This is a genomic window from Bradyrhizobium sp. B124 (genome assembly GCF_038967635.1).
GTDB lineage: Bacteria > Pseudomonadota > Alphaproteobacteria > Rhizobiales > Xanthobacteraceae > Bradyrhizobium.
The window spans coordinates 729,552-749,573 of the sequence record NZ_CP152413.1 but is presented as its reverse complement, the minus strand read 5'-3'; the positions used below and the strand labels follow the sequence as shown (position 1 = coordinate 749,573).

The window sequence follows — 20,022 nt, the reverse complement described above, 5'->3', positions numbered from 1 at the left end:
CCGCAACAGCATTTCCGGCGGAACTACGTATAGTCCTGACATGAGTTTCGGGAATCGGTGCCATCGCGCCCCCGTCAGCGACCCGATCGAACGCTAAAGTCGAGGATTTGGATATGAAGAAGATTTTGCTCGCTCTGACCGCGGTTGCTGCGATGACGGGTTCCGCGTCGGCTGCCGATCTGGCCGCCCGCCCCTACACCAAGGCTCCGGCCCCGATCGCAGTGGCGCCGAGCTGGACCGGCTTCTACATCTTCGGCGGCGGCGGCGGCGGCGTCTGGGACGCTGACACCGGTGTCCAGTCGACCGTCACGGGCGCGCCAATCCTCGGCTTCAACCAGCGCCAGGGCGGCGATGGCTGGTTCGGCACCGTCGGTGCGGGTTACGACTGGCAGACCGCCAACAGCTGGGTCCTCGGTGTGTTCGCCGACGGTCAGTTCGGCAGCCTGAAGGGCACGATCCAGGATCAGGGTCCGTTCATCGCCGGCAACATCAAGAACGACTACAGCTGGGCCGCCGGTGCGCGCCTCGGTTATCTGGTCGCTCCGAACGTTCTGTCCTACGTCAACGCCGGTTACTCCAGCTCGCACTGGAAGGGCACCACGCTGTTCAACACCGCGACCGCTCTCCCGTCCGGCCTGCACACCAACGGCTTCGATCGCAGCGGCTGGTTCGTCGGCGGCGGCGTCGAGAACAACCTGAACATCTTCGGCATCACCGCGCCGGGCTGGTTCATGAAGACCGAGTACCGTGCTGCCTATTACGACAACCGGAACATCTCGGAACTCGCCGACGTCACCAACATCTCGAACGGCCGCGACATCACCTTCAAGCCGTTCGTCCAGACCATCAGCACCTCGCTGGTCTACCGCTTCAACTGGACCGGTCCGGTTGTTGCCAAGTACTGAGCTGAATACTCCCTGCTGATCCAGCAGACGAAAAGCCCCGGCGTTGTCCGGGGCTTTTTTGTTGCCTGAGCGCTGTCGAGAACGATCTCGCGCGCACGCCTCCTGGCGCAGGGCCGACCGGCCGCGCCCGATCTGGTCAGCGCTGTGGCGATCGGGCACTCTCGCGACCGGATTCAAACCACAGCGGACAACAACAATGAGAAACGGACAGTTTGATCTCTCGGGCCGGGTCGCGATCGTCACCGGCGGCAATGGCGGCATCGGGCTTGGCATGGCGCGCGGCCTGGCGGATGCCGGCGCGGCGGTTGCCGTGGTCGGCCGCAACGAGGCGAAATCGAAGGCTGCCGTCGAGGACCTCGGCAAGCGTGGTATCAAGGCGATCGCGGTGGCAACCGACGTGACCGACAAGGCCGCCGTCGCGGCCATGGTCGATCGGGTTATCGGCGAGCTCGGCCGGATCGACATCCTCGTCAACAACGCCGGCATGAGCATCCGCAAGCCGCCGCACGAGCTCGAGCTCGACGAGTGGAGCAAGGTGATCGACACCAACCTCACCAGCGCCTTCCTGTGCTCGAAGGCGGCCTATCCGGCGCTCAAGGCCTCGGGCCACGGCAAGATCATCAACATCGGCTCGATGATGTCGATCTTCGGCGCGAGCTTCGCTGCGGCCTATGCCGCAAGCAAGGGCGGCATCGTGCAGTACACCCGCGCCTGCGCCAACGCCTGGGCCCCCGACAACATCCAGGTCAACGCCATCCTTCCCGGCTGGATCGACACCGATCTGACGAAGGGCGCGCGCCAGCAGGTCGCCGGGCTGCACGAGCGCGTGCTCGCACGCACGCCGGCGGCACGCTGGGGCGCCATCGACGACTTCGCGGGCATCGCCGTGTTCCTGGCCTCACCGGCGTCGGACTTCGTCACCGGCACCGCGATCCCCGTCGACGGCGGCTATTCTGTGATGGCCTGAAACCACAGGATCCAAGAAACACAAGAGCCCCGGCGTTCGCCGGGGCTCCTGCATCCTGTTCGCCTCAGTGTCGTTCAGTAGCGCGCGATGACCGGTGCGTCGAACTTGTAGTTCACGCGCACCACTGCCCACTGGATGTCACGCGGCTTGGCGTCGAACGTGTAGGTGCCCGCCGCAGTGCCGGCGAGCTGATAGGTCTGACGCTCGAAGGCCGCGTAATTGTATTCGACGCCGACGGTCCAGTTGCGGGTGATGCCGTATTCCCAGCCGGCGCCGACCGTCCAGCCGCTGGCCCAATGGGTCTGGCTGCCGGAGCCGGTTGCCGGCGGAAGGTTGTCGACGACGGACAGGCGGTTGTTCACGCCGGCATAGCCGCCCTTGAAATAGAGCAGGTTGTTCTGGATCGCGTAGCCGGCACGACCGACGATCGTTGCCATGACGTTCGAGCGCCAGCTGAATTGATCGTCGCGGCCGACGCCGAACACCGTGTTGGTGACGCGGCCGGAATTGTCGAGCCCGGAGATCGTGCCCTCGACGCCGAACACGAAGTTGTTGGCCTGCCAGTTGTAGCCGATCTGACCGCCACCCATGAAGCCCGAGCCGCGTTGCCGAAAGCCCTGGCCGGGTGCGAGATCGCCGAACGCCGTCGTGTTTGCGCTGTTGACCCACTGCTCGTTGGTCCAGGCGCCGCCGAGATGGCCGCCAATGTAGAAGCCGGACCAGTTGTAGACCGTTTCCACATACGCCGGCGCCTTGGTGTACGGACGGGCAGCAAGGTCGGCGGCCGACGCAGCACCGACGCCGAGCGCCGTGGTCACGGTCAGCGCGGCAATGAATTTGGCATGAGACATGGCGGCATCCCCAGATTGTCTGATGGGGACGAGCTTTCCCAGAGAGACCCTTACCAAAAGCAAACCGCGGGAACCGGTCGCGCCGAATCCATGTGCGCCGGTTTCGAATCATGTCGGTCTGTTGCAATCACGCAACTTCTAATGGCTCATTTAAGGAGCTGTTATCCTTGATAAATTCCTTCCCTGCGCGCAACGCCCGTCAGCGCGCCGCCGGCGAATGGACGTGCTCCGGCCGCACCCCGATCGCGACAAGACGCGCCGTCAGCCCTTGCAGCCAGGGCATCGCGGTGATCAACCGCAACGCGAACGGCACCGGTTGATCGCCACCCTTCAGCGCAGCGCTGATGAGGTTGTTCTGCGCAATCACCTGCATGCGTTGGGTCACCCGGACCGGGAATTCGCGGCGACGCCGCACGGCGTCGAGCTCGTCCTCCGGCGGACAGCCTTGCGCGAGCTTGGCCGCCAGGATGTTGGCGGTCGCGACCGCGTCCTGCACCGCGAGGTTGACGCCGACGCCGCCGATCGGCGACATCGCGTGCGCGGCGTCGCCGATACAGAGCAGGCCGGGACGAGTCCAGCGCGTCAGGCGATTGATCGCAACCGTGAGCAGCTTGACGTCGTCAAAACTCTTCACGTCGGCAATGCCGGCCTTGAGGATCGGCGCGAGCCGCAGCACGTCGTCGAGCAGCGCCGGCAATCCCCTCGCCTTCACGGCCTCATATTGTCCCTTGGCGATCACATAGGCGCATTGCCAATAGTCGCCGCGGTCGAACGTCACCATCATCTTGCCGTGGTCGATGCGGGCGAACAAATTCTCGGTCTCGTCCCGACGCCGCCCGACGCGAAACCACAGCACGTCCATCGGCGCGCCGATCTCCTCGACGTCGAGCCCGGCGCGCTCGCGCACGATCGAATGGCGGCCATCGCAGCCGATCGTCAGATCCGCCTCGATCTCGATCGGGCCATCAGGCGTTTTCACGCGGACGCCCGCAACAGCGTCGCCGCGCCGGATCAGGTCGGTCGCCTCCGCGCTCATCAAAACCTGCAGCGAGGAGAACCGCTTGCCGCTCTCGCGCAGGAAACTGAGGAAGTCCCACTGCGGCATCATCGCAATGAAAGGATATTTGACGCTGAGGCGGCTGAGGTCGGCGATCCGCACCGAGGTGCCGCCGAACATGCCGTCGAGCCTCTGGATGTCCTGATGCGGCAGCTTCAGAAAGCCGTCGATCAGACCGAGCTCATCCATCACCTGCAGGGTCGATGGATGCACGGTGTCGCCGCGGAAGTCGCGGAAGAAATCGGCGTGCTTCTCCAGCACCACGACATCGATCCCGGCGCGTCCGAGCAGATAGCCGAGCATCATGCCGGCCGGCCCGCCGCCGACAACGCAGCAGCGCACCTTCATCTGACGCGTTTTCTGCGCTGCCGGATTGCCTGCATCCATGATGCCTTCCCTACCGCTGCTTCGACCCTCAGGTCTCGATTGTAACGCGGATCGGACGACAAGGATGCAAGGCTATCGCCTGAACGTCTTGATTTCCGACACGCTGCCGTCGCGATAGGTCAGCTCCACCGAAACCGATTTGGTCTGCGGCGCGAGCTTCAGATAGGGCTGCGCATCGGACGGGATTGCGCTCGGATCGCGCGAATTGCAGGCCGGCATCTTCAACACCTTGTCCGGCACCGCGGTGTCGATGCCGATCCGCACCTCGCGGATCGCGCAGCGATACGACATCAGGTGGGTGTAGTAGACGAGCAGCCCGTTGAACTCGCGGAACGACAGCCAGCTCGTCGCGGTCATGTCGAGGATCTTGCGCTGGTCGCGGATCAGCGCTGCGTCGGGATCGAACTTGATCGGGAACGGCCCCTGCATCTCGCCTTGCGTATCGACATAGCGAAGCTCGATCGTGGCCGCCGGCGCGTCGGCCGGCAGCTCGATCGATGGATTGGGCATCCGCTTGCGCGTGCGCGGGTCGAGCGTGTCCATGAAGCCGGTTTCGCGGAAGTCGCCGCTATCGCCGATCCGCCAGGAGATGCCGAGCGTCGGATCGGCGATCGAGAACACGACGGTCCAGCCGCCATTGTGCCGCGAGAAGCTCGCGATCGGCGCGTTGATGGAATCGTCCTTCGGCAGCTTCGGCACCGAGACCGGCGGCAGCGCGGCCACCTGCTGCGGCGGAGCCGACGGCTTGGCCGCCTCGGCCTGCCCCTTCGCGATCCCGTTCAGGAAGACGTCATCGACCATCTGGTCGAAATAAACCGGGATCTGCTTGTGCTTCACGGTCTCGGCCATCTCGCTGACCAGGCGCCGCGTACGCTGGGCAACCTGCACCAGGTTTTCACCGGGCTGCAGCAACTCCCTGGCAAAGGTTCGCGTGAACACCGAATTGGGATTGGCGTCGTCGTTCGACAGCCGGTCGAGCGCGGTCTGGCGCGGCCCCGCCGAAAACACCGAGAACACGCCTTCGGGCAGCTGCGTCATCGGCGCGAGGCCACCGCCGCCGGCAACGGCGCGCGTGCCGGCGCGCTCGAACGGATTGTTGCGGCAGGCGTCGAACACCAGGATCGAGGTCCGCGCCTTCTTGTTCTGCAACCGCTCGATGATGCGGTCGGCGAGAACCGAAGCGTCGCGCACCAGCTCCTCCTGTCCTTCGGTGGCGGCCGGCACGTCGGTCGGCAGCAGGAAGTTCTGGCCCGCGATCTCGAAGCCGTGACCGGCATAGAAGAAGAACGCGGTGTCGCCGGGTTCCACGGCGCGGTCGAAGGCGAGCAGCGTCTCGGAGAATGCCTGCCGGTTCAAATTCTCGGCCACCATGACGTTGAACCCGAGCTGCTTCAGCGTGTCGCCCATGGTGCGGGCGTCGTTGACCGCCTTCTGCAGCTTGGGCACGTTCCTGTAATCATTGTTGCCGATCACCAGCGCGACGCGCTTTTCAGCCTGGGCGGGCGCCGCCGATGCGACAAAGGCGACCGCCAACAGGGCCGCTGAAAGTCTCGAAAGCCAGCTCTTCATCCCAATTCCCGCCTGCACGACAAGTGCGCCGCTCGTGCGACCGCCGCCTAATAGTCGGATCAGCCGTTTGGCCGGTTCAAGGCCGACGCCGGATGGCCGCCGTGACCGCCCCCATGGCGACCCTCTCGGCCACCATGGGGCGTCCCGTCCGTTCCAGGTCAAGTTTCTTTTTACGGCCCGCGTGATAGATTCCGGCTTCCATCCGGCGCGAGCTCTCCGCACGTCCCAAGGGCATTCCAGGGGCTTTTCCGTGTACACATGGTCCACTGAGCAAGTCGATCCCCGCGATCGCTTCGACTATTGGCGCGAGGTGCGCGCCAAGGGGTTGTTCGGCGTCACCGCAGAACTCGAACCCGAGCACCGCCGCCACTTCTTCGGCGAGTTCTCGCTGCGCCAGCTCGGCGATGCCGGGCTGGTCGAGCTGCGTGCCTCGCCCTACCACGTCGAGCGACGCGCCGGCGACATCGCGGACGCGCGCAGCGACAGCCTGTGCATCTACCAGCAGCTCGGCGGTGGCGGTTGGTTCGGCGGCGCGCGGCTCGATGAATTCGCGGTGCGCGACGGCATGTTCGCGACCAGCTATTCGGACCTGCCCTATCGCACCGTCCCGCTGCACGATGACGGCTTCCATCTGCGCATCATCAAGATCCCGGTGACGAACATCGTCCCGCCGGGTGCGGAGCTCGGCGAACTGGTCCCGAGGCCCATGCAGGATGAGGCCGCGCTGCGGCCACTGCTGGAAGCCTGCTTCCGCGACCTCGTCGAAGGCCATGACGCCACCGCGGCGGACGTGGCCCCGATGGTGCAGGCGCTCGCCCACATCGCGCTGATCGAGCGCGGCATCATGCGGCCAAAGAGCCGGCTCGCGCAGCAGGCCCTGCGATGCGCCCATCTGTCGCTGGCCCGCCGCCTGATCCGGCGGCATCTCGCGAATGCGGCCCTGTCGCCAACCCTGATTGCCGGCCTGCTCGGCATCTCGGTCCGTCACCTGCACATCCTGTTCGAGGAAACGGAGAAGACCTTCTCGGAGACCGTCACCGCGCTTCGGCTCGCGCAAAGCCGCCGCCTGCTCCGCGAGCAGTCCGGGCAGACGATCGCCGAGGTGGCGTTTGCCTGCGGCTTCGAGAGCCTCGCGACGTTCTACCGCCTCTTCAATGCATCCGAATCGATGACCCCGGGCGGTTACCGGGCACGGGTGGCCTGAGCGTCGATCCGGACCGGCCGGGACCCCTGGGCAGTTGCGGGTTGCTAAAGCGCCGTGATGCCCGTAATCGGGATTCCCGGCGTCACGCGCCGTCCCTCGTCCCCGGAATCCTGATGTCGAAGAAGATGATCAAGCCTGGACCTGACCTGCTGGCGCAGGTCAATCAGGCTTTTCTCGACTACGGCTATAGCGGGCTGTCGATGGTCGGGCTGGCCAAGGTCTGCGGCTTCACGCAGCGCGCGCTGTATTACTATTTCAGCAACAAGGAAGAGGCGTTTCGCGCCGTCATCGCCTGGCGCCACGTCGAGGACGTGGCGCTCGCGCTGGAGGCCGGCCACACCGTGCGGGCGAAGGGCGGCGGCGCGCTGGATATTTTCGCGACGATTCTCGACGTCCGCTACGGCGAGACGCGGCGCCGCCTCACCCATTCGCCGCACACCGTCGAACTCAATGCCGAGGCCTTCAAGCGTTGCCGCGATTTGATGATCAAATCCGCCGTCTCGTTCCAGGCCGATCTGGAAAGACTGGTGATCGACTTGCAGGCCGCACGGCTGCTGAAGCTGAACGGCGCGTTCAAACCAGCGCAGATTGCGCAGGCGCTTGCGGACGGCGCACGTGCCGTCAACCAGGCGCTGCCGCCGATCGCCCGTGACGACTTCTCGGCCCGCTACCGCCAGATGTGCGCGATGGTGCTCTACGGCTGCGCCGTGATGCCGAAGCGGAAGTAATCCGCACGACGGCCCGCGCGCGACCGTCGCCGATCAGCAAGACCCTCTCGACTTCGATCATCAGGACCGGCCGGACCATCTCGCCGGGCCGTGGATAAGTTTTGACGCATGATGTTACCTATTTCATATTTTACACGATTATATGAAATATAAGATATTGCATCGCAAGACCTTTGGAGGCGTCTCGAATGGCTGACATGGGACAAACCGACGACCCGGCCGATCGTGGCGCGATCCCGCGTCCGTTGGACCGAATTGATCAGCCTGCGCGCATTGAGAAGATAATTTCCGTCGATTTCGCCAGAACCGCGCTGGCGCTTCGCCCGGGCTCGGCACAGCCAATTTCCTTACCGGCGACGCGCGCTCTGATGCAGAGCGAGGGGTCATGCACGATGCGCAGCAAGCATGAGGATCACAGCCCGGAAACGCCGTCCACCGGCCCGGCTCGCGCTCTTGCCGCCGATGCCGCGGACCTGCGCGTGGATCAGACTGCAGCCCTCGCACTTGCGCGTCGGAGCTCTCCGACGACAAGCAATCGCGGCTGGGCGCGGTTGCTCGAAGCCTGTCTTGCCGATTTCAAGGAGGCCACCGAGGCCGGTGACACCGCGAGCATTCCTGCGCTGGTCAAGATCGTGGCGGAGCTCGCGTTGATCGAGCGCGGCGCGATCAGGCCCGGCAGCCGCCGCGCCCAGCAGGCGCTGCGCGTCGGCCGGCTCAGCCTGGCGCGCCGCCTGATCACCCACCATCTCGCGAAGCCGGCGCTGTCGCCAGGGATGGTCGCCGACATACTCGGCGTCTCGGTCCGTTACCTGCACGTTTTGTTTGAAGCGACCGGGGCGAGCTTCTCACAAACCGTCCCGGCCCAGCGCTTGAGCGAGAGCCGCAGGCTGCTTTGTGAAAAGCCGCCGCGGCCGATCGCCGATATCGCCCTCGCCTGCGGGTTTGGCAGCCTCGCCACTTTCTACCGGACCTTCAGCGCATCCGAGGGCCTGACGCCGGGCGAGTACCGGGCTGCGGGACTCTAGGCCGACGGCACTGCGCTGGAGCCGATCTGGCGCTGCCGGTGCAGCATGGTGCCGAGCGGCCACACCTGCGTTCATTTCTGCGGGAGGTGCGCTTTGGATCGACGGTATGCGCGCACTGAGAAGACAGCACACGACCGTTGCGCGAGAAACATGCAGATACAATGGGGCGTGGGGCAAGGTCATGATCGGCATCGGCGGCAAGCTGACGATGTGGCGCGGCGCGCTGCTCGGCTCGGCCTCACTGATTGCGATGGCCTCCACCGCCGAGGCGGCGATCTACTGCTCGGGCGTCGGCACCGCGAACGTGGTCTGTGACGCCGCGCATTCGTCGGACGGCGGGCTCAACACGAGTTTCAACGGCGATCTCACCGTGAACGTCAACGCCGGCGCCGGGATCAACTCCCGCGGCGTGGTCGTAAGCGCCTCCGGCAGCATCACGTTCAATCACAACGACCCTGCCGGCATTACGGGATCGATGTACGACGGCATCCAGCTTCTCGGTAGCGGCGCCCCGATCACCTACACGGGATCGGCCGACGTCACCGCCAACTGGTACGCGATCCATGTTTATGGCAGCGGTCCGGTCTCGATTACGCAGACCGCCGGCACGGTCACGGCTGGCACCGGCATCAGTGTCTCGAGCGCAGGACCGGGGGGGAGCGTCAACATCAACACGGTTGGCAGCCAGATCCTGGCCCCGAACGGCACAGGAATCTTCGTCGACGCCAGCGGCAGCCAATCCGACGTCACGATCGCCACAGGCGCGGTGACCGGCAATACAACCCAAGCCGGCGGCGCGATCTACGCCCGGATGGGACAGAGCAGCCAAACTGCGCGCAATCTTTCTGTCACCACCAACGGCGCGATCATCGGCGGCATCTATCTTCAGAATGCTGGCATCGGCACCGTCGATCTCACCACCAATGCGAGCGTCCTTGGCGGTATCAACCTCCTGGCCAGTAATTCAGCCAACACCAATGCGTTCACGGTGAAGCTCAATCAGGATGTCACCGGCAACGTCAGCCTGCTGAACTACGGCTCCGGCACCAACACGGTGCGGACACGCGGCATCACGGGCGGGACGCTCTCCGTGTCCGGCGGCGGCGCCAACAACAGCCTCGTCGTGGACGGCAATATTGCCAAGGGAAACGGCCCGGACACGGCTTACTACGGCGCCCTGGCGTCGGTCAGTTTCTCTGGTGCCAGCGGCACCAACACCGCGACCTTCAATGGCGATATCTCCGGAACCTTCGACACCAGGACCTCCACCTCCGCTTCGGCCGGTGGCAGCGTCGCCGGCCTTGCCGCCGGATTGGGAAGCACATCCAGCAACGGCTCGGCGGCGCTGAACGTCAACGGATCGATCACGGTCACCGGCATGACGCCGTCCGGCAAGGTCGCAAATGTGACCGGAGCGTCCCTCGGAGCCTCCGGCGTGGTCCCGGTCGACTTCAATCTGCACGGCGCAGTGACGGCAACGTCGATCAGCGACACCGCGTCGAACGTCGTCGGCATCAGCGTGGGACAATACAATCTGGCCGCGACGCGGCTGACCGCCGACGGTGCCGTAACAGCCACCGCGATCGGCGCCGGCGGCACGGCCACCGGAATCAGCGCCTCGAGCACCAGCTTTGCTCCGACCAACATCAACACCGGCACCATGACCGTTCATGCCAATGGCGACGTGACCGCGACCTCGGACGGCGCCGCGACCGGCATCACGCTGAGCCGCGGCATTTCCAGGTTCTCGACCATCACCGCGGGACTCGGCGGCATCGACCTCGTCACCAAGGGGACCGTGAGCGCCACCTCGACCAGCGCGGCGGCGATCGGCATCAGCGGCATCATTACCCATGGTGCCGACAACGCCGCAACGCTGGCGCTACGCGCGGAAGGCAATGTCATTGCGAACGGCCTCGCCGCTGGCAGCTACGGCATCTTCGCCCAGCGCGACGGGCTCGGCGACATCAGGATCGACGCGCTGGCCGGCGTGCAAAGCACGGGCATCGGCATATCCGCCTCGCGCTCGACACCAGGCAACATCTTCATCACCACCGGCACCTTCGTCACCGGCACCAGCGGCATCACGACGTCGGGCGGCACCACCACGCTGATCGCCAACGGCACCATCACCGGCACCGGTGGCACCGCGGTGCAGTTCGGCGGCACCAACGACGTGCTGCAAGTGCAGTCCGGCGCCGTGTTCAACGGCAGCATCGTCGGCAGCGGGACCAGTATCGTGCAGTTCGGCGGCACGACCGCGGGGAACTTCGACCTGTCGAAACTCGGCACTGGCTTCGCCAATTTTGGGGTTCTTGCAGGTTCGAACTGGAGCTTCACCGGCAACAACTCGAACTTTGCCGGGATGGTCAACGTCGACAGCGCGTTCATCCTCAACGGCGCGATGCCGAACGCCAGCGTCACGGTCGGTCCGACCGGCACGCTCGGCGGCAATGGCACCATCGGCAACGCGACGATCAGCGGCACGCTGTCGCCCGGCAATTCGCCCGGCACGATCACCATGGCGAGCCTGACCATGACGGCGGCGGCAACCTATCTGGTGCAGATCACCAACACGATCAGCGACAAGGCGATCGTGACCGGCACCGCCAACCTTGCCGGCAACGTCGTCGTCGATCCGCTCGAGCGGATCAGCAAGAAAACCACCTACACGATCGTCAATGCGGGAACGCTGAGCGGCACGTTCGGCTCGGCAAGCCTGCTACTCGCCAACAACCTCGCCCGTAATCCGGTGCTGAGCTATGTCGGCAACGACGTGCTGCTGTCGGTCGATCCCGGCCTGCTCTCCCCGATCCTGCCGGCCAACGCCAGCATCAACCACAGCAAAGTCGCGGGTGCGATCGACAACGGCCTGCTCGGCGGCGCCAACCTCTCCAACGCGTTCAGCGCGATCTTCAAGCTGTCGGGCGACAACCTCCTCAACGGCCTGACCCAGCTCTCCGGCGAGACCGCCGCCGGATCGCAGCAGACCACCTTCAACGCCATGAACCAGTTCATGGGCACGATGCTCGATCCCTTCATCGACGGCCGCGGCGCGACGGCGATGCCGGCCGGCGCCACGCCCTACGCTGACGACAACTCGCTGGCCTATGCCGCCAGGCGTTCGACCAGCGACGCCGCTGCCGCGATCTATCGCAAGGCGCCGATTGCCGAGAGCTACGATCCACGCTGGAGCGTGTGGGCGGCGGCCTACGGCGGCTCACAGACCACTGACGGCAACGCCGGACTCGGCTCGAACAACACCACAAGCCAGGCGTTCGGCACCGCCGTCGGCGCCGACTATCGCTTCTCGCCAAACACCATCGCCGGCTTCGCGCTCGCCGGCGGCGGCACCAATTTCAACGTCGCTAATGGTGGCGGCGGCCGCTCCGACCTGTTTCAGGCCGGCGCCTTCGTCCGGCGCAATGTCGGCGCGGCGTATCTCGCCGGTGCGCTGGCCTACGGCTGGCAGGACGTCACCACCGACCGCACCGTGACGGTCGGGGGTCTCGATCGCCTGCGCGCCGAATTCAACGCCAACGCCTGGTCGGGCCGCGCCGAAGGCGGCTATCGCCTCGTTGCGCGGTGGATCGGCGGCGTCGGCATCACGCCCTATGCCGCCGGCCAGTTCACGACCTTCCAGCTACCGGGCTACGCCGAGCAGGCCATCGTCGGCGCCAACACCTTTGCGCTGGCCTACAACGCGAAGAGCATCACCGACAGCCGCAGCGAGCTCGGCCTGCGCGCCGACAAATCCTTTGCGCTCTCCAATGCGGTTCTGACGCTACGCGGCCGCGCCGCCTGGTCGCATGATTTCAACCCCGACCGCAGCATCGCCGCGACCTTCCAGGCCCTGCCCGGCGCGGGCTTCGTCGTGAGCGGCGCGGCGCAAGCCTCCGACTCCGCCCTGACCACCGCCTCGGCCGAACTGAAATGGGCCAACGGCTGGTCGGCGCTCGCAAGCTTCGAGGGCGAATTCTCCAGCCTGACCCGCTCCTATGCCGGCAAAGGCGCGGTCCGTTATGCCTGGTAGGGCAGCCCGCCCCGCGGCGGGGCCGGCTGCGGCGGATTTAAGGGGAAAAGCAGCGCGAACACCCCTCACCGAGGCCCCGCCGTCAGATAGCGAGCCGGTGATTCATTTGACCGCCAAATGACGGAAACGACGGTTATTTTGGCGAAAACATTAAGCTTTTTCGGCTATCGGCTGGTTCCAAGATTGACTTTACCGCTTTCGCCCCTATGTTGCGGGCAACGCGGCCCTCGGATCGAAACGCGATTCGTCAGGTTTGCCGTCCGTCAGCGTTAGCCAGAGCCCCCGAGCTTTATAGAAAAGCGAGCCGTTTCGGGGCCGAACGCGACAGCCTTTTACCTGCGATGCCGAACGGCGGTTTCGACCAGAGGCTCAATGTCTTTTTCCAATCTAGGCCTGTCCGATAAGGTCCTCGCCGCAGTTGCGGCCACCGGTTACACCACCCCCACTCCCATCCAGGAACAGGCAATCCCGCACGTCCTCGCCCGGCGCGACGTCCTCGGCATTGCCCAGACCGGCACCGGCAAGACCGCTGCCTTCGTTCTCCCGATGCTCACCCTCCTCGAGAAGGGCCGCGCGCGGGCACGCATGCCGCGCACCCTGATCCTCGAGCCGACCCGCGAGCTTGCCGCGCAGGTGAAGGAGCAGTTCGACAAATACGGCGCCGGTCAGAAATTGAACGTGGCGCTGCTGATCGGCGGCGTCTCGTTCGGCGACCAGGACACCAAGCTGATGCGCGGCGTCGACGTCCTGATCGCAACGCCCGGCCGCCTGCTCGACCATACCGAACGCGGCGGATTGCTGCTCACCGGCGTCGAGCTGCTGGTGATCGATGAAGCCGACCGCATGCTCGACATGGGCTTCATTCCCGACATCGAACGCATCTGCAAGCTCGTCCCGTTCACGCGGCAGACCCTGTTCTTCACCGCGACGATGCCCCCGGAGATCAGCCGCATCACCGAGGCCTTCCTGCACAATCCTGCGCGGATCGAAGTCTCCAAACCCGCAACCACCGCCGTCACCGTCACGCAATTGCAGGTCCCGGCCGGTCGCGAGGCGCATGACAAGCGCGAGACCCTCCGCCGCCTGCTGCGCGACGCCAAGGATCTCAACAACGCGATTATCTTCTGCAATCGCAAGCGCGAGGTCGCCGTCCTTCACAAATCACTCCAGAAGCACGGCTTCAGTGTCGGCGCCCTCCACGGCGATATGGATCAGTCCGCCCGCACCGCGGCGCTGGATCAATTCCGCAAGGGCGAGATTCCGCTGCTCGTCGCCTCCGACGTCGCCGCCCGCGGTCTCGACATTCCCGCGGTGAGCCACGTCTTCAATTTCGACGTGCCGCACCACCCCGACGATTACGTCCACCGCATCGGCCGCACCGGCCGCGCCGGACGCACCGGTACCGCGATCTCCATCGTCACCTCGCTCGATAGCAAGTCGATGACGGCGATCGAGAAGCTGATCGGCCAGCCGATCCCGCGCGCCGAGGGCGACTACACCGTTCACAGCGAGGCCTCCGACGAGGACGGTGCGCCGCGCCGCTCGCGCAGCCGCGAAGGCTCGCGCGATGGTGCCCGTGGCGGCCGCAAGCCGCGACGTGAACGCGAACCGCGTCAGGGTGAACGCGAGGCGCGTCACGGTGAACGTGAGCCGCGTCAGGACCAGGAACCCCGCCAGGAGCGTGCAGCCAAGCCGGAGCGCGAACCGCGCCATGGCCGCAACTCTTCGCCCCAGGCCACCCCGTCGCACGTGCCGTCGATCGGGCGCGCCGAGCCACGCCGGCCGCAGCGCGAGGTGGACCACGAGCCCGCCGATCATTCGCACCTGCCCGCCTTCCTGCTGCGACCTGTGCGCGCACGCGCCTAAGACCGGCTCCGATGCCGCCGCACCAGCGGCGGTATCCTGCGGAGTCTGTATCGTCGCCGGCGACCGACGCTCGCGCTGATCGCTCGCGTTTGAAGCAAATGCGCTCAGTTTCGCGACACAATGGCGATTAAGCGAATCGCTCGCGAAAGCCGAGCTCGACCCGCGACGGAATCGAGCTCGTACGACATTAGTCGCGGCGAAATCCCCGTAGTTCCACTATTTACCTTGCCTTCATTCTCGTCCCGTACCCTCGCGCCAATAATTTAGTCATTGCTGCCGGGCATGACCGGCATTGCGTGTATTGAGGACGTGACAGTGGTCAAGCTGCTGGACGAACACGAACGTACTTTGGCCTTTGCCGAAGTCGCGCTTGGCCAGATCCGCTCGCTTCGCCAGACCGCCGTGCCGCGCAACTACGAAATCTGGTACGTCTACGCGACCGGATACAACGCACCGCTCAACAAGGTCATCAACGAGACGCTGGCGCGCAGCGGCAAGCTCTCTGAATCCGATCTCGAGCAGATCTACGAAACCTACCTTTCGCACATCAAGACCTCGGACCGCATCGACAAGGTCGGCGCGCGCGTCATCGGCGAGATCGACGCCGTCATGCGGCTGATCACCGATGCGCTCGGCGTGTCCGCGACCTACGACGCGAGCCTCGTCGGTGCCAGCGACCGGCTCTCGACCGCGACCACCCGCGACCAGATCAAGACCATCGTCGAGGGGCTGGCCAAATCGACGCGCGAGATGCGCGAGACCAATCAGGCATTGGAGAACCGGCTTGCGCTGTCGAAGTCGGAGATCAGCGATCTGCAGCACAGCCTCGAGGCGATCCGCGCCGAGAGCCTGACCGATCCGCTCACCGGCCTCGGCAACCGGAAATATTTCGACCGCTCGATCGACATGGCGGTGCAGGCCGCGCTTGCCAGCGGCGAGCCGCTGTCGCTCCTGATGTTCGACATCGATCACTTCAAGTCGTTCAACGACTCCTACGGCCATCTCACCGGCGATCAGGTGCTGCGGCTGGTGGCACAAACGCTGAAGCAGACCATCAAGGGCCAGGACATCACCGCCCGCTACGGCGGCGAGGAATTCGCGGTGGTGCTGCCCAACACCGCGTTGCGCCAGGCGCTGACGGTTGCCGACCACATCCGCCGCGCCGTGATGGCCAAGGAACTGAAGAAGAAGTCGACCGGCGAGATCCTCGGCCGTGTCACGATCTCGGTCGGCGTCTCCATACTGAAGCCGGCCGACGACACCGACTCCCTGATCGAGCGCGCCGATGCCTGCCTCTACGGCGCCAAGCGCGCCGGCCGCAACCGCGTGATCTGCGAAGCCGATCCGGAATACAGCGCCGAGACCCAGACTCGGGTGGCGTGAACCCTGAACGTGCCTTGGGACGCGCGTAATCCGCGCCGCTCAGGATTACACGCGCTTCTTCGAAGCTGAAGACGGTTTTGTGCTCGGCTTCGGCGCCGGCGTCTTCTTTCCCGCTGCCTTCTTTGCAGCTGCCTTCTTCACCGGCGTCTTCGACTTCGGCGCGGCCGGTCGTTTCCTCGGCCGCTTGCGCAGCGCGGCGCGCTGGGCGGCGCCGAGGGCAGAACGCGCCCAGACCGCGAGCTCCTCGGCATCATCGAACAGCCGCGCCGGCAGTTGCCAGTACGAGTTCACCGTCACCGTCTTGGCGCGCGTCTGGTACTGGAACGGCCCGCAGCCTTCGGCCTCGAATCGCGGGATGGTCTCCTCATCGGCGCGGAAGTAGAGCCCGGCGCGCAGCGCAAGCGCGAAATTGGTGCCGTCAGCGGAGATGCCGTAGCCGGAGAACATCCGGCGCAGCGTGACCGGGCCGAAATCGGCGAACAGGTCGGTCAGGAATTCGCGGTCCATATGCCCACCATTGTTCCAGCGCAGGCAAACGCGCCAGCCGCAGCCTGTTGGCAGCGCAGTATGGTCGACGACGGCGTCAACATGCAACGATGGTGGGTATAGGATCCAAAACGCGAGCGCGATTGTGCGCTCGCGAGGGCGCAGCGGCGATCAGACCGTCGCCGGCTTGAGCTGCACCGATTCGCCGCAACCGCAGGCGGAGACCTGGTTCGGGTTGTTGAACACGAACTGGGCCTGCATCCTGTCGGCCACGTAGTCCATCTCGGTGCCAAGCAGGAACAGCACGGCCTTCGGATCGACCAGGATCTTCACGCCCTTGTCCTCGACCACTTCGTCGGTCGGACGGATCTCATGGGCGTATTCGACGGTGTAGGACTGTCCGGCGCAGCCGCCGTTCTTGATACCGACGCGCAGGCCGACGATCTCGGAATCGGCGCGCTGGGTCAGCTCGGTAATCCGCTCCGCCGCGGCATCGGTCAGTCTCATGACCTGCGGGCGCGGTCGCTTCGGCTTGGCTGGGGTCGGTGCGGCTTGTGTCATGTCACTCATGTGGTCAGTCCCAGCGGCAATTCAATCTCGAGCTTAGGCTCAATCCTCTAACGCATCACCACATATTGAGGACGAGGCGCGCCTCATCCGACATCCGGTCCGGCGTCCAGGCCGGATCCCACACCAGGTTGACGCTGACGACGCCGACGCCGGGGACGCTGGCAACCGCGTTCTCAACCATCTGCGGCAACTCGCCGGCGGCCGGGCAGTTCGGGGTGGTCAACGTCATCAGGATGTCGACCGAGCGGTCATCCTTGAGATCGACCTTGTAGATCAGGCCGAGCTCGTAGATGTCGGCCGGGATTTCCGGGTCGAACACCGTCTTCAGCGCCGCGACGATCTCGCCGCTCATGCGCTCGGTCTCCTCCGCCGGCAGAGCCGAGGTGGTTTCCATGGTGGCCGTCTTGACTTCGGCTGTATCGGTCATGCGAACAATTCCCGCGCCTTGATCAGCGCTTGCGCCAGATGGTCGACTTCTTCCCTTGTATTATACATCCCGAAGGATGCGCGGCAGGTGGCCGTGACGTTGAACCGCTCTAAAAGCGGCATCACGCAATGGGTGCCGGCACGCACCGCAATACCCTGCCGGTCGATCACGGTCGCGACATCGTGGGGATGCGCGCCCTTCATCTCGAACGAGATCACCGGACCCTTGTTGCGGGCGGTTCCGATCACGCGCAGCGAGTTGATCTCGCGCAAGCGGTCCTGCGCGTAAGTCAGCAACTCATGCTCATGCGCGGCGATACGCTCCTTGCCGATCGAATTGACGTAGTCGATCGCAGCACCGAGCCCGATCGCCTCGACGATCGGCGGCGTCCCGGCCTCGAACTTGTGCGGCGGATCGCCATAGGTGACCCAGTCCTTGGCCACTTCACGGATCATCTCGCCGCCGCCGTTGAACGGCCGCATCGCCACCAGATGCTCGTGCTTGGCGTACAGCGCACCGATGCCGGTCGGCCCGTACACCTTGTGGCCGGTAAAGGCGTAGAAATCGCAATCGAGGTCCTGGACGTCGATTGGCAGATGCACCGCGCCCTGCGCGCCGTCCACCAGCACCGGAATGCCGCGGGCGTGCGCCAGCCGGACCACCTCCTTGACCGGAACCAGGGTGCCGAGGGCGTTCGACATCTGGGTGATCGCGACGATCTTGGTGCGCGGGCTCAGGAGTTTCTCGAACTCCTCGATCAGGAAGTTGCCGTCGTCGTCGACCGGCGCCCACTTGATCACTGCACCATGGCGCTCCCTGAGGAAGTGCCACGGCACGATGTTGGAGTGGTGCTCCATGATCGAGAGGACGATCTCGTCGCCCTCCTTGATGTTCACTCCACCCCAGGACGATGCCACCAGGTTGATCGCCTCGGTGACGTTGCGGGTGAAGACGATCTCTTCAGTGCGGCGGGCGTTGATGAACTGCGCGACCTTGCCGCGGGCGCCCTCATAGGCCTCCGTCGCGGCATTGGCGAGGTAATGCAGGCCGCGATGCACGTTGGCGTATTCGCTCTTGTAGGCCTCGGTCATGCGGTCGAGCACCGCATTCGGCTTCTGCGCCGAGGCCGCGTTATCGAGATAGACCAGCGGCTTGCCGTAGATCTGCATGGCGAGCGCCGGGAAATCCTGCCGCACCAGGGCGACGTCGTAAGAACCGTTGGCGACCGCCTTGTGCATGCTCACGCCCTCGCCTGAAGCCAACGCTGCGCGGTGGCAATTGCGACCTCGCGCAACGCGTCGCTGGCAATCGTCTCGATCGCCTCGCCGACAAAGGCCTGGATCAGAAGCGCCTGCGCTTCCTTCTCGGGCAGTCCGCGGGCGCGCATGTAGAACAGCAGGCTCTCGTCGAGCGCACCGGTGGTCGCACCGTGACCGCAGGTGACGTCGTCGGCGAAGATCTCGAGCTCCGGCTTGTTGTCGGCTTCCGCGTCGTCGGACAGCAGCAGCGCCCGCGTCATCATCTTGGCGTCGGTCTTCTGGGCGTCGGGACGGACGATGATGCGGCCCTGGAATACGGAATGGGCGCGGTCGTCGACGACGGCCCGGAAGATCTCGCGGCTCGCGCAATGCGGCACCGCGTGATCCATGAACAGCGTGGTGTCGGCGTGCTGCTTGCCGTTGATCAGATTGACGCCGTTGGTCTCGACATTGGAGCCTTCGCCGGCGCAGGTGACCGTCAGCTGATAGCGGCTGACATGACCGCCCGAGGTCAGACCGAACGTGTTGAAATGGGCGTGCGCGCCGAGCGTCACGGTCGCCGAGGAAATGTTGAAGGCATCAACGCTGTCTTCGACCAGACGCACATGATCGAGCCGGGCATTGTCCCCGATCGCGACGATCAGCCCATCATGGGTCTGGTAGGCCTTGGCGCCCTCGCCGGCGAGATAGCTCTCCACCAGCGTCACGCCGGTATCGCGGCCGAGCCGGAGCAGCGAGCGCGTGAACATCGCAGCCGGCGTCGCGCCGGATGCGACGTGCACGATGTGCAGCGGCTGGGCCAGCACCGTACCGTTGGCGACGTCGATGACGACGCCATCGGTCGCCATCGCGCCGTTCAGCGCGATCATCGGATTGGACGTGTCTGACGCAAAGGCCTGTGCGGAAAGCGCGTCCTCGCCGGCGTCGAGCACCTCGCGCAGCGGGCGGATGCTCAGACCCTTATCAAGATTACCGAGATCGGAGAGGTCGGAGGCGAACGCGCCATCGACCAGCACCAGGCGGCGCACGCCGTCGATCGCCCGCAGCTTGACCGCAGCAGCGGCAAGCCCCAGGGCTGCCGCATCCGGCGCAGGGGCCAGCGGCAGCACCTCTTGCATCAGCGCGCGCAGGTCGGTGTATTTCCAATCCTCGATCCGGCGATGCGGCAGGCCTGATCGTTCATAGGCCTCGAACGCCTCGCGGCGCTGATCGGCGATCTTGCCCTTGCCCGGCAGACGGTCGCGCGCGACGGCGAACACATCGCCCAGGGCCCGCCCGGTCTCGGTCTTTGCAACAACGTTCATC

16 protein-coding genes are annotated in these 20,022 nt (G+C 65.3%); 8 read left to right on the top strand and 8 right to left on the bottom strand.

What is annotated here, in order from left to right; genetic code table 11:
• Positions 1-113 precede the first annotated feature (113 nt).
• Both AAFG13_RS03410 and AAFG13_RS03405 read left to right on the top strand, forming a co-directional pair.
• Positions 114-905, top strand: coding sequence for a porin family protein (locus AAFG13_RS03410; RefSeq protein WP_212317471.1), 792 nt, complete (start codon positions 114-116; stop codon positions 903-905).
• Between the two features lie 196 nt (positions 906-1,101).
• Positions 1,102-1,872 (top strand): glucose 1-dehydrogenase, encoded by a 771-nt coding sequence (locus AAFG13_RS03405; protein WP_342711127.1) that lies wholly within the window; start codon positions 1,102-1,104, stop codon positions 1,870-1,872.
• A gap of 74 nt (positions 1,873-1,946) precedes the next feature.
• On the opposite strand, the gene AAFG13_RS03400 is transcribed toward AAFG13_RS03405, so the two are convergent.
• The 3 genes from AAFG13_RS03400 to AAFG13_RS03390 all read right to left on the bottom strand — a co-directional run bounded on the left by AAFG13_RS03400 (position 1,947) and on the right by AAFG13_RS03390 (position 5,736).
• Positions 1,947-2,723, bottom strand: coding sequence for an outer membrane beta-barrel protein (locus tag AAFG13_RS03400; RefSeq protein WP_342711126.1), 777 nt, complete (start codon positions 2,721-2,723; stop codon positions 1,947-1,949).
• 199 nt (positions 2,724-2,922) lie between these two features.
• Entirely contained in the window at positions 2,923-4,167 is a 1,245-nt protein-coding gene (locus tag AAFG13_RS03395; RefSeq protein ID WP_342711125.1) for an FAD-dependent oxidoreductase, read from the bottom strand.
• A gap of 72 nt (positions 4,168-4,239) precedes the next feature.
• Positions 4,240-5,736, bottom strand: a complete 1,497-nt coding sequence (locus AAFG13_RS03390; protein ID WP_342711124.1) for a caspase family protein — start codon at positions 5,734-5,736, stop codon at positions 4,240-4,242.
• Between the two features lie 250 nt (positions 5,737-5,986).
• On the opposite strand from AAFG13_RS03390, the gene AAFG13_RS03385 reads away from it, so the two are divergent.
• The 6 genes from AAFG13_RS03385 (at position 5,987) to AAFG13_RS03360 (ending at position 15,975) form a co-directional block, all read left to right on the top strand.
• Positions 5,987-6,940, top strand: coding sequence for a helix-turn-helix domain-containing protein (locus tag AAFG13_RS03385; protein ID WP_342711123.1), 954 nt, complete (start codon positions 5,987-5,989; stop codon positions 6,938-6,940).
• A gap of 113 nt (positions 6,941-7,053) precedes the next feature.
• A complete protein-coding gene (locus AAFG13_RS03380; protein WP_342711122.1) occupies positions 7,054-7,668 on the top strand; it encodes a helix-turn-helix domain-containing protein in 615 nt (204 codons plus the stop codon).
• Positions 7,669-7,856: 188 nt separating this feature from the next.
• On the top strand, positions 7,857-8,693 hold the full coding sequence (locus AAFG13_RS03375) for a helix-turn-helix transcriptional regulator (RefSeq protein ID WP_342711121.1): 837 nt from the start codon (positions 7,857-7,859) through the stop codon (positions 8,691-8,693).
• 181 nt (positions 8,694-8,874) lie between these two features.
• Complete coding sequence (locus AAFG13_RS03370; RefSeq protein ID WP_342711120.1) at positions 8,875-12,726, top strand: autotransporter domain-containing protein; 3,852 nt, start codon at positions 8,875-8,877, stop codon at positions 12,724-12,726.
• Between the two features lie 372 nt (positions 12,727-13,098).
• The gene (locus tag AAFG13_RS03365; protein ID WP_342711119.1) at positions 13,099-14,592 is read left to right on the top strand and encodes a DEAD/DEAH box helicase; all 1,494 of its coding nucleotides are present in this window, start codon (positions 13,099-13,101) and stop codon (positions 14,590-14,592) included.
• 315 nt (positions 14,593-14,907) lie between these two features.
• The gene (locus AAFG13_RS03360) at positions 14,908-15,975 is read left to right on the top strand and encodes a GGDEF domain-containing protein (RefSeq protein WP_212317489.1); all 1,068 of its coding nucleotides are present in this window, start codon (positions 14,908-14,910) and stop codon (positions 15,973-15,975) included.
• A gap of 45 nt (positions 15,976-16,020) precedes the next feature.
• Here the strand turns inward: AAFG13_RS03360 and AAFG13_RS03355 are convergent, their stop codons facing one another.
• From AAFG13_RS03355 to sufD, 5 genes are all read right to left on the bottom strand, one after another.
• Positions 16,021-16,482, bottom strand: coding sequence for a TfoX/Sxy family protein (locus AAFG13_RS03355; RefSeq protein ID WP_342711118.1), 462 nt, complete (start codon positions 16,480-16,482; stop codon positions 16,021-16,023).
• Between the two features lie 150 nt (positions 16,483-16,632).
• Positions 16,633-17,031 carry an iron-sulfur cluster assembly accessory protein gene (locus tag AAFG13_RS03350; RefSeq protein WP_342711117.1) on the bottom strand — a complete coding sequence of 133 codons (399 nt, stop codon included), beginning with the start codon at positions 17,029-17,031 and terminating at the stop codon, positions 16,633-16,635.
• Between the two features lie 55 nt (positions 17,032-17,086).
• Complete coding sequence (locus AAFG13_RS03345) at positions 17,087-17,458, bottom strand: SUF system Fe-S cluster assembly protein (RefSeq protein WP_092113809.1); 372 nt, start codon at positions 17,456-17,458, stop codon at positions 17,087-17,089.
• The gene (locus AAFG13_RS03340) at positions 17,455-18,702 is read right to left on the bottom strand and encodes a cysteine desulfurase (RefSeq protein WP_342711116.1); all 1,248 of its coding nucleotides are present in this window, start codon (positions 18,700-18,702) and stop codon (positions 17,455-17,457) included. The genes AAFG13_RS03345 and AAFG13_RS03340 overlap by 4 nt, the downstream gene beginning before the upstream one ends.
• Entirely contained in the window at positions 18,699-20,021 is a 1,323-nt protein-coding gene (gene sufD, locus AAFG13_RS03335) for a Fe-S cluster assembly protein SufD (RefSeq protein ID WP_342711115.1), read from the bottom strand. The genes AAFG13_RS03340 and sufD overlap by 4 nt, the downstream gene beginning before the upstream one ends.
• Between the last annotated feature and the right edge of the window lies 1 nt (position 20,022).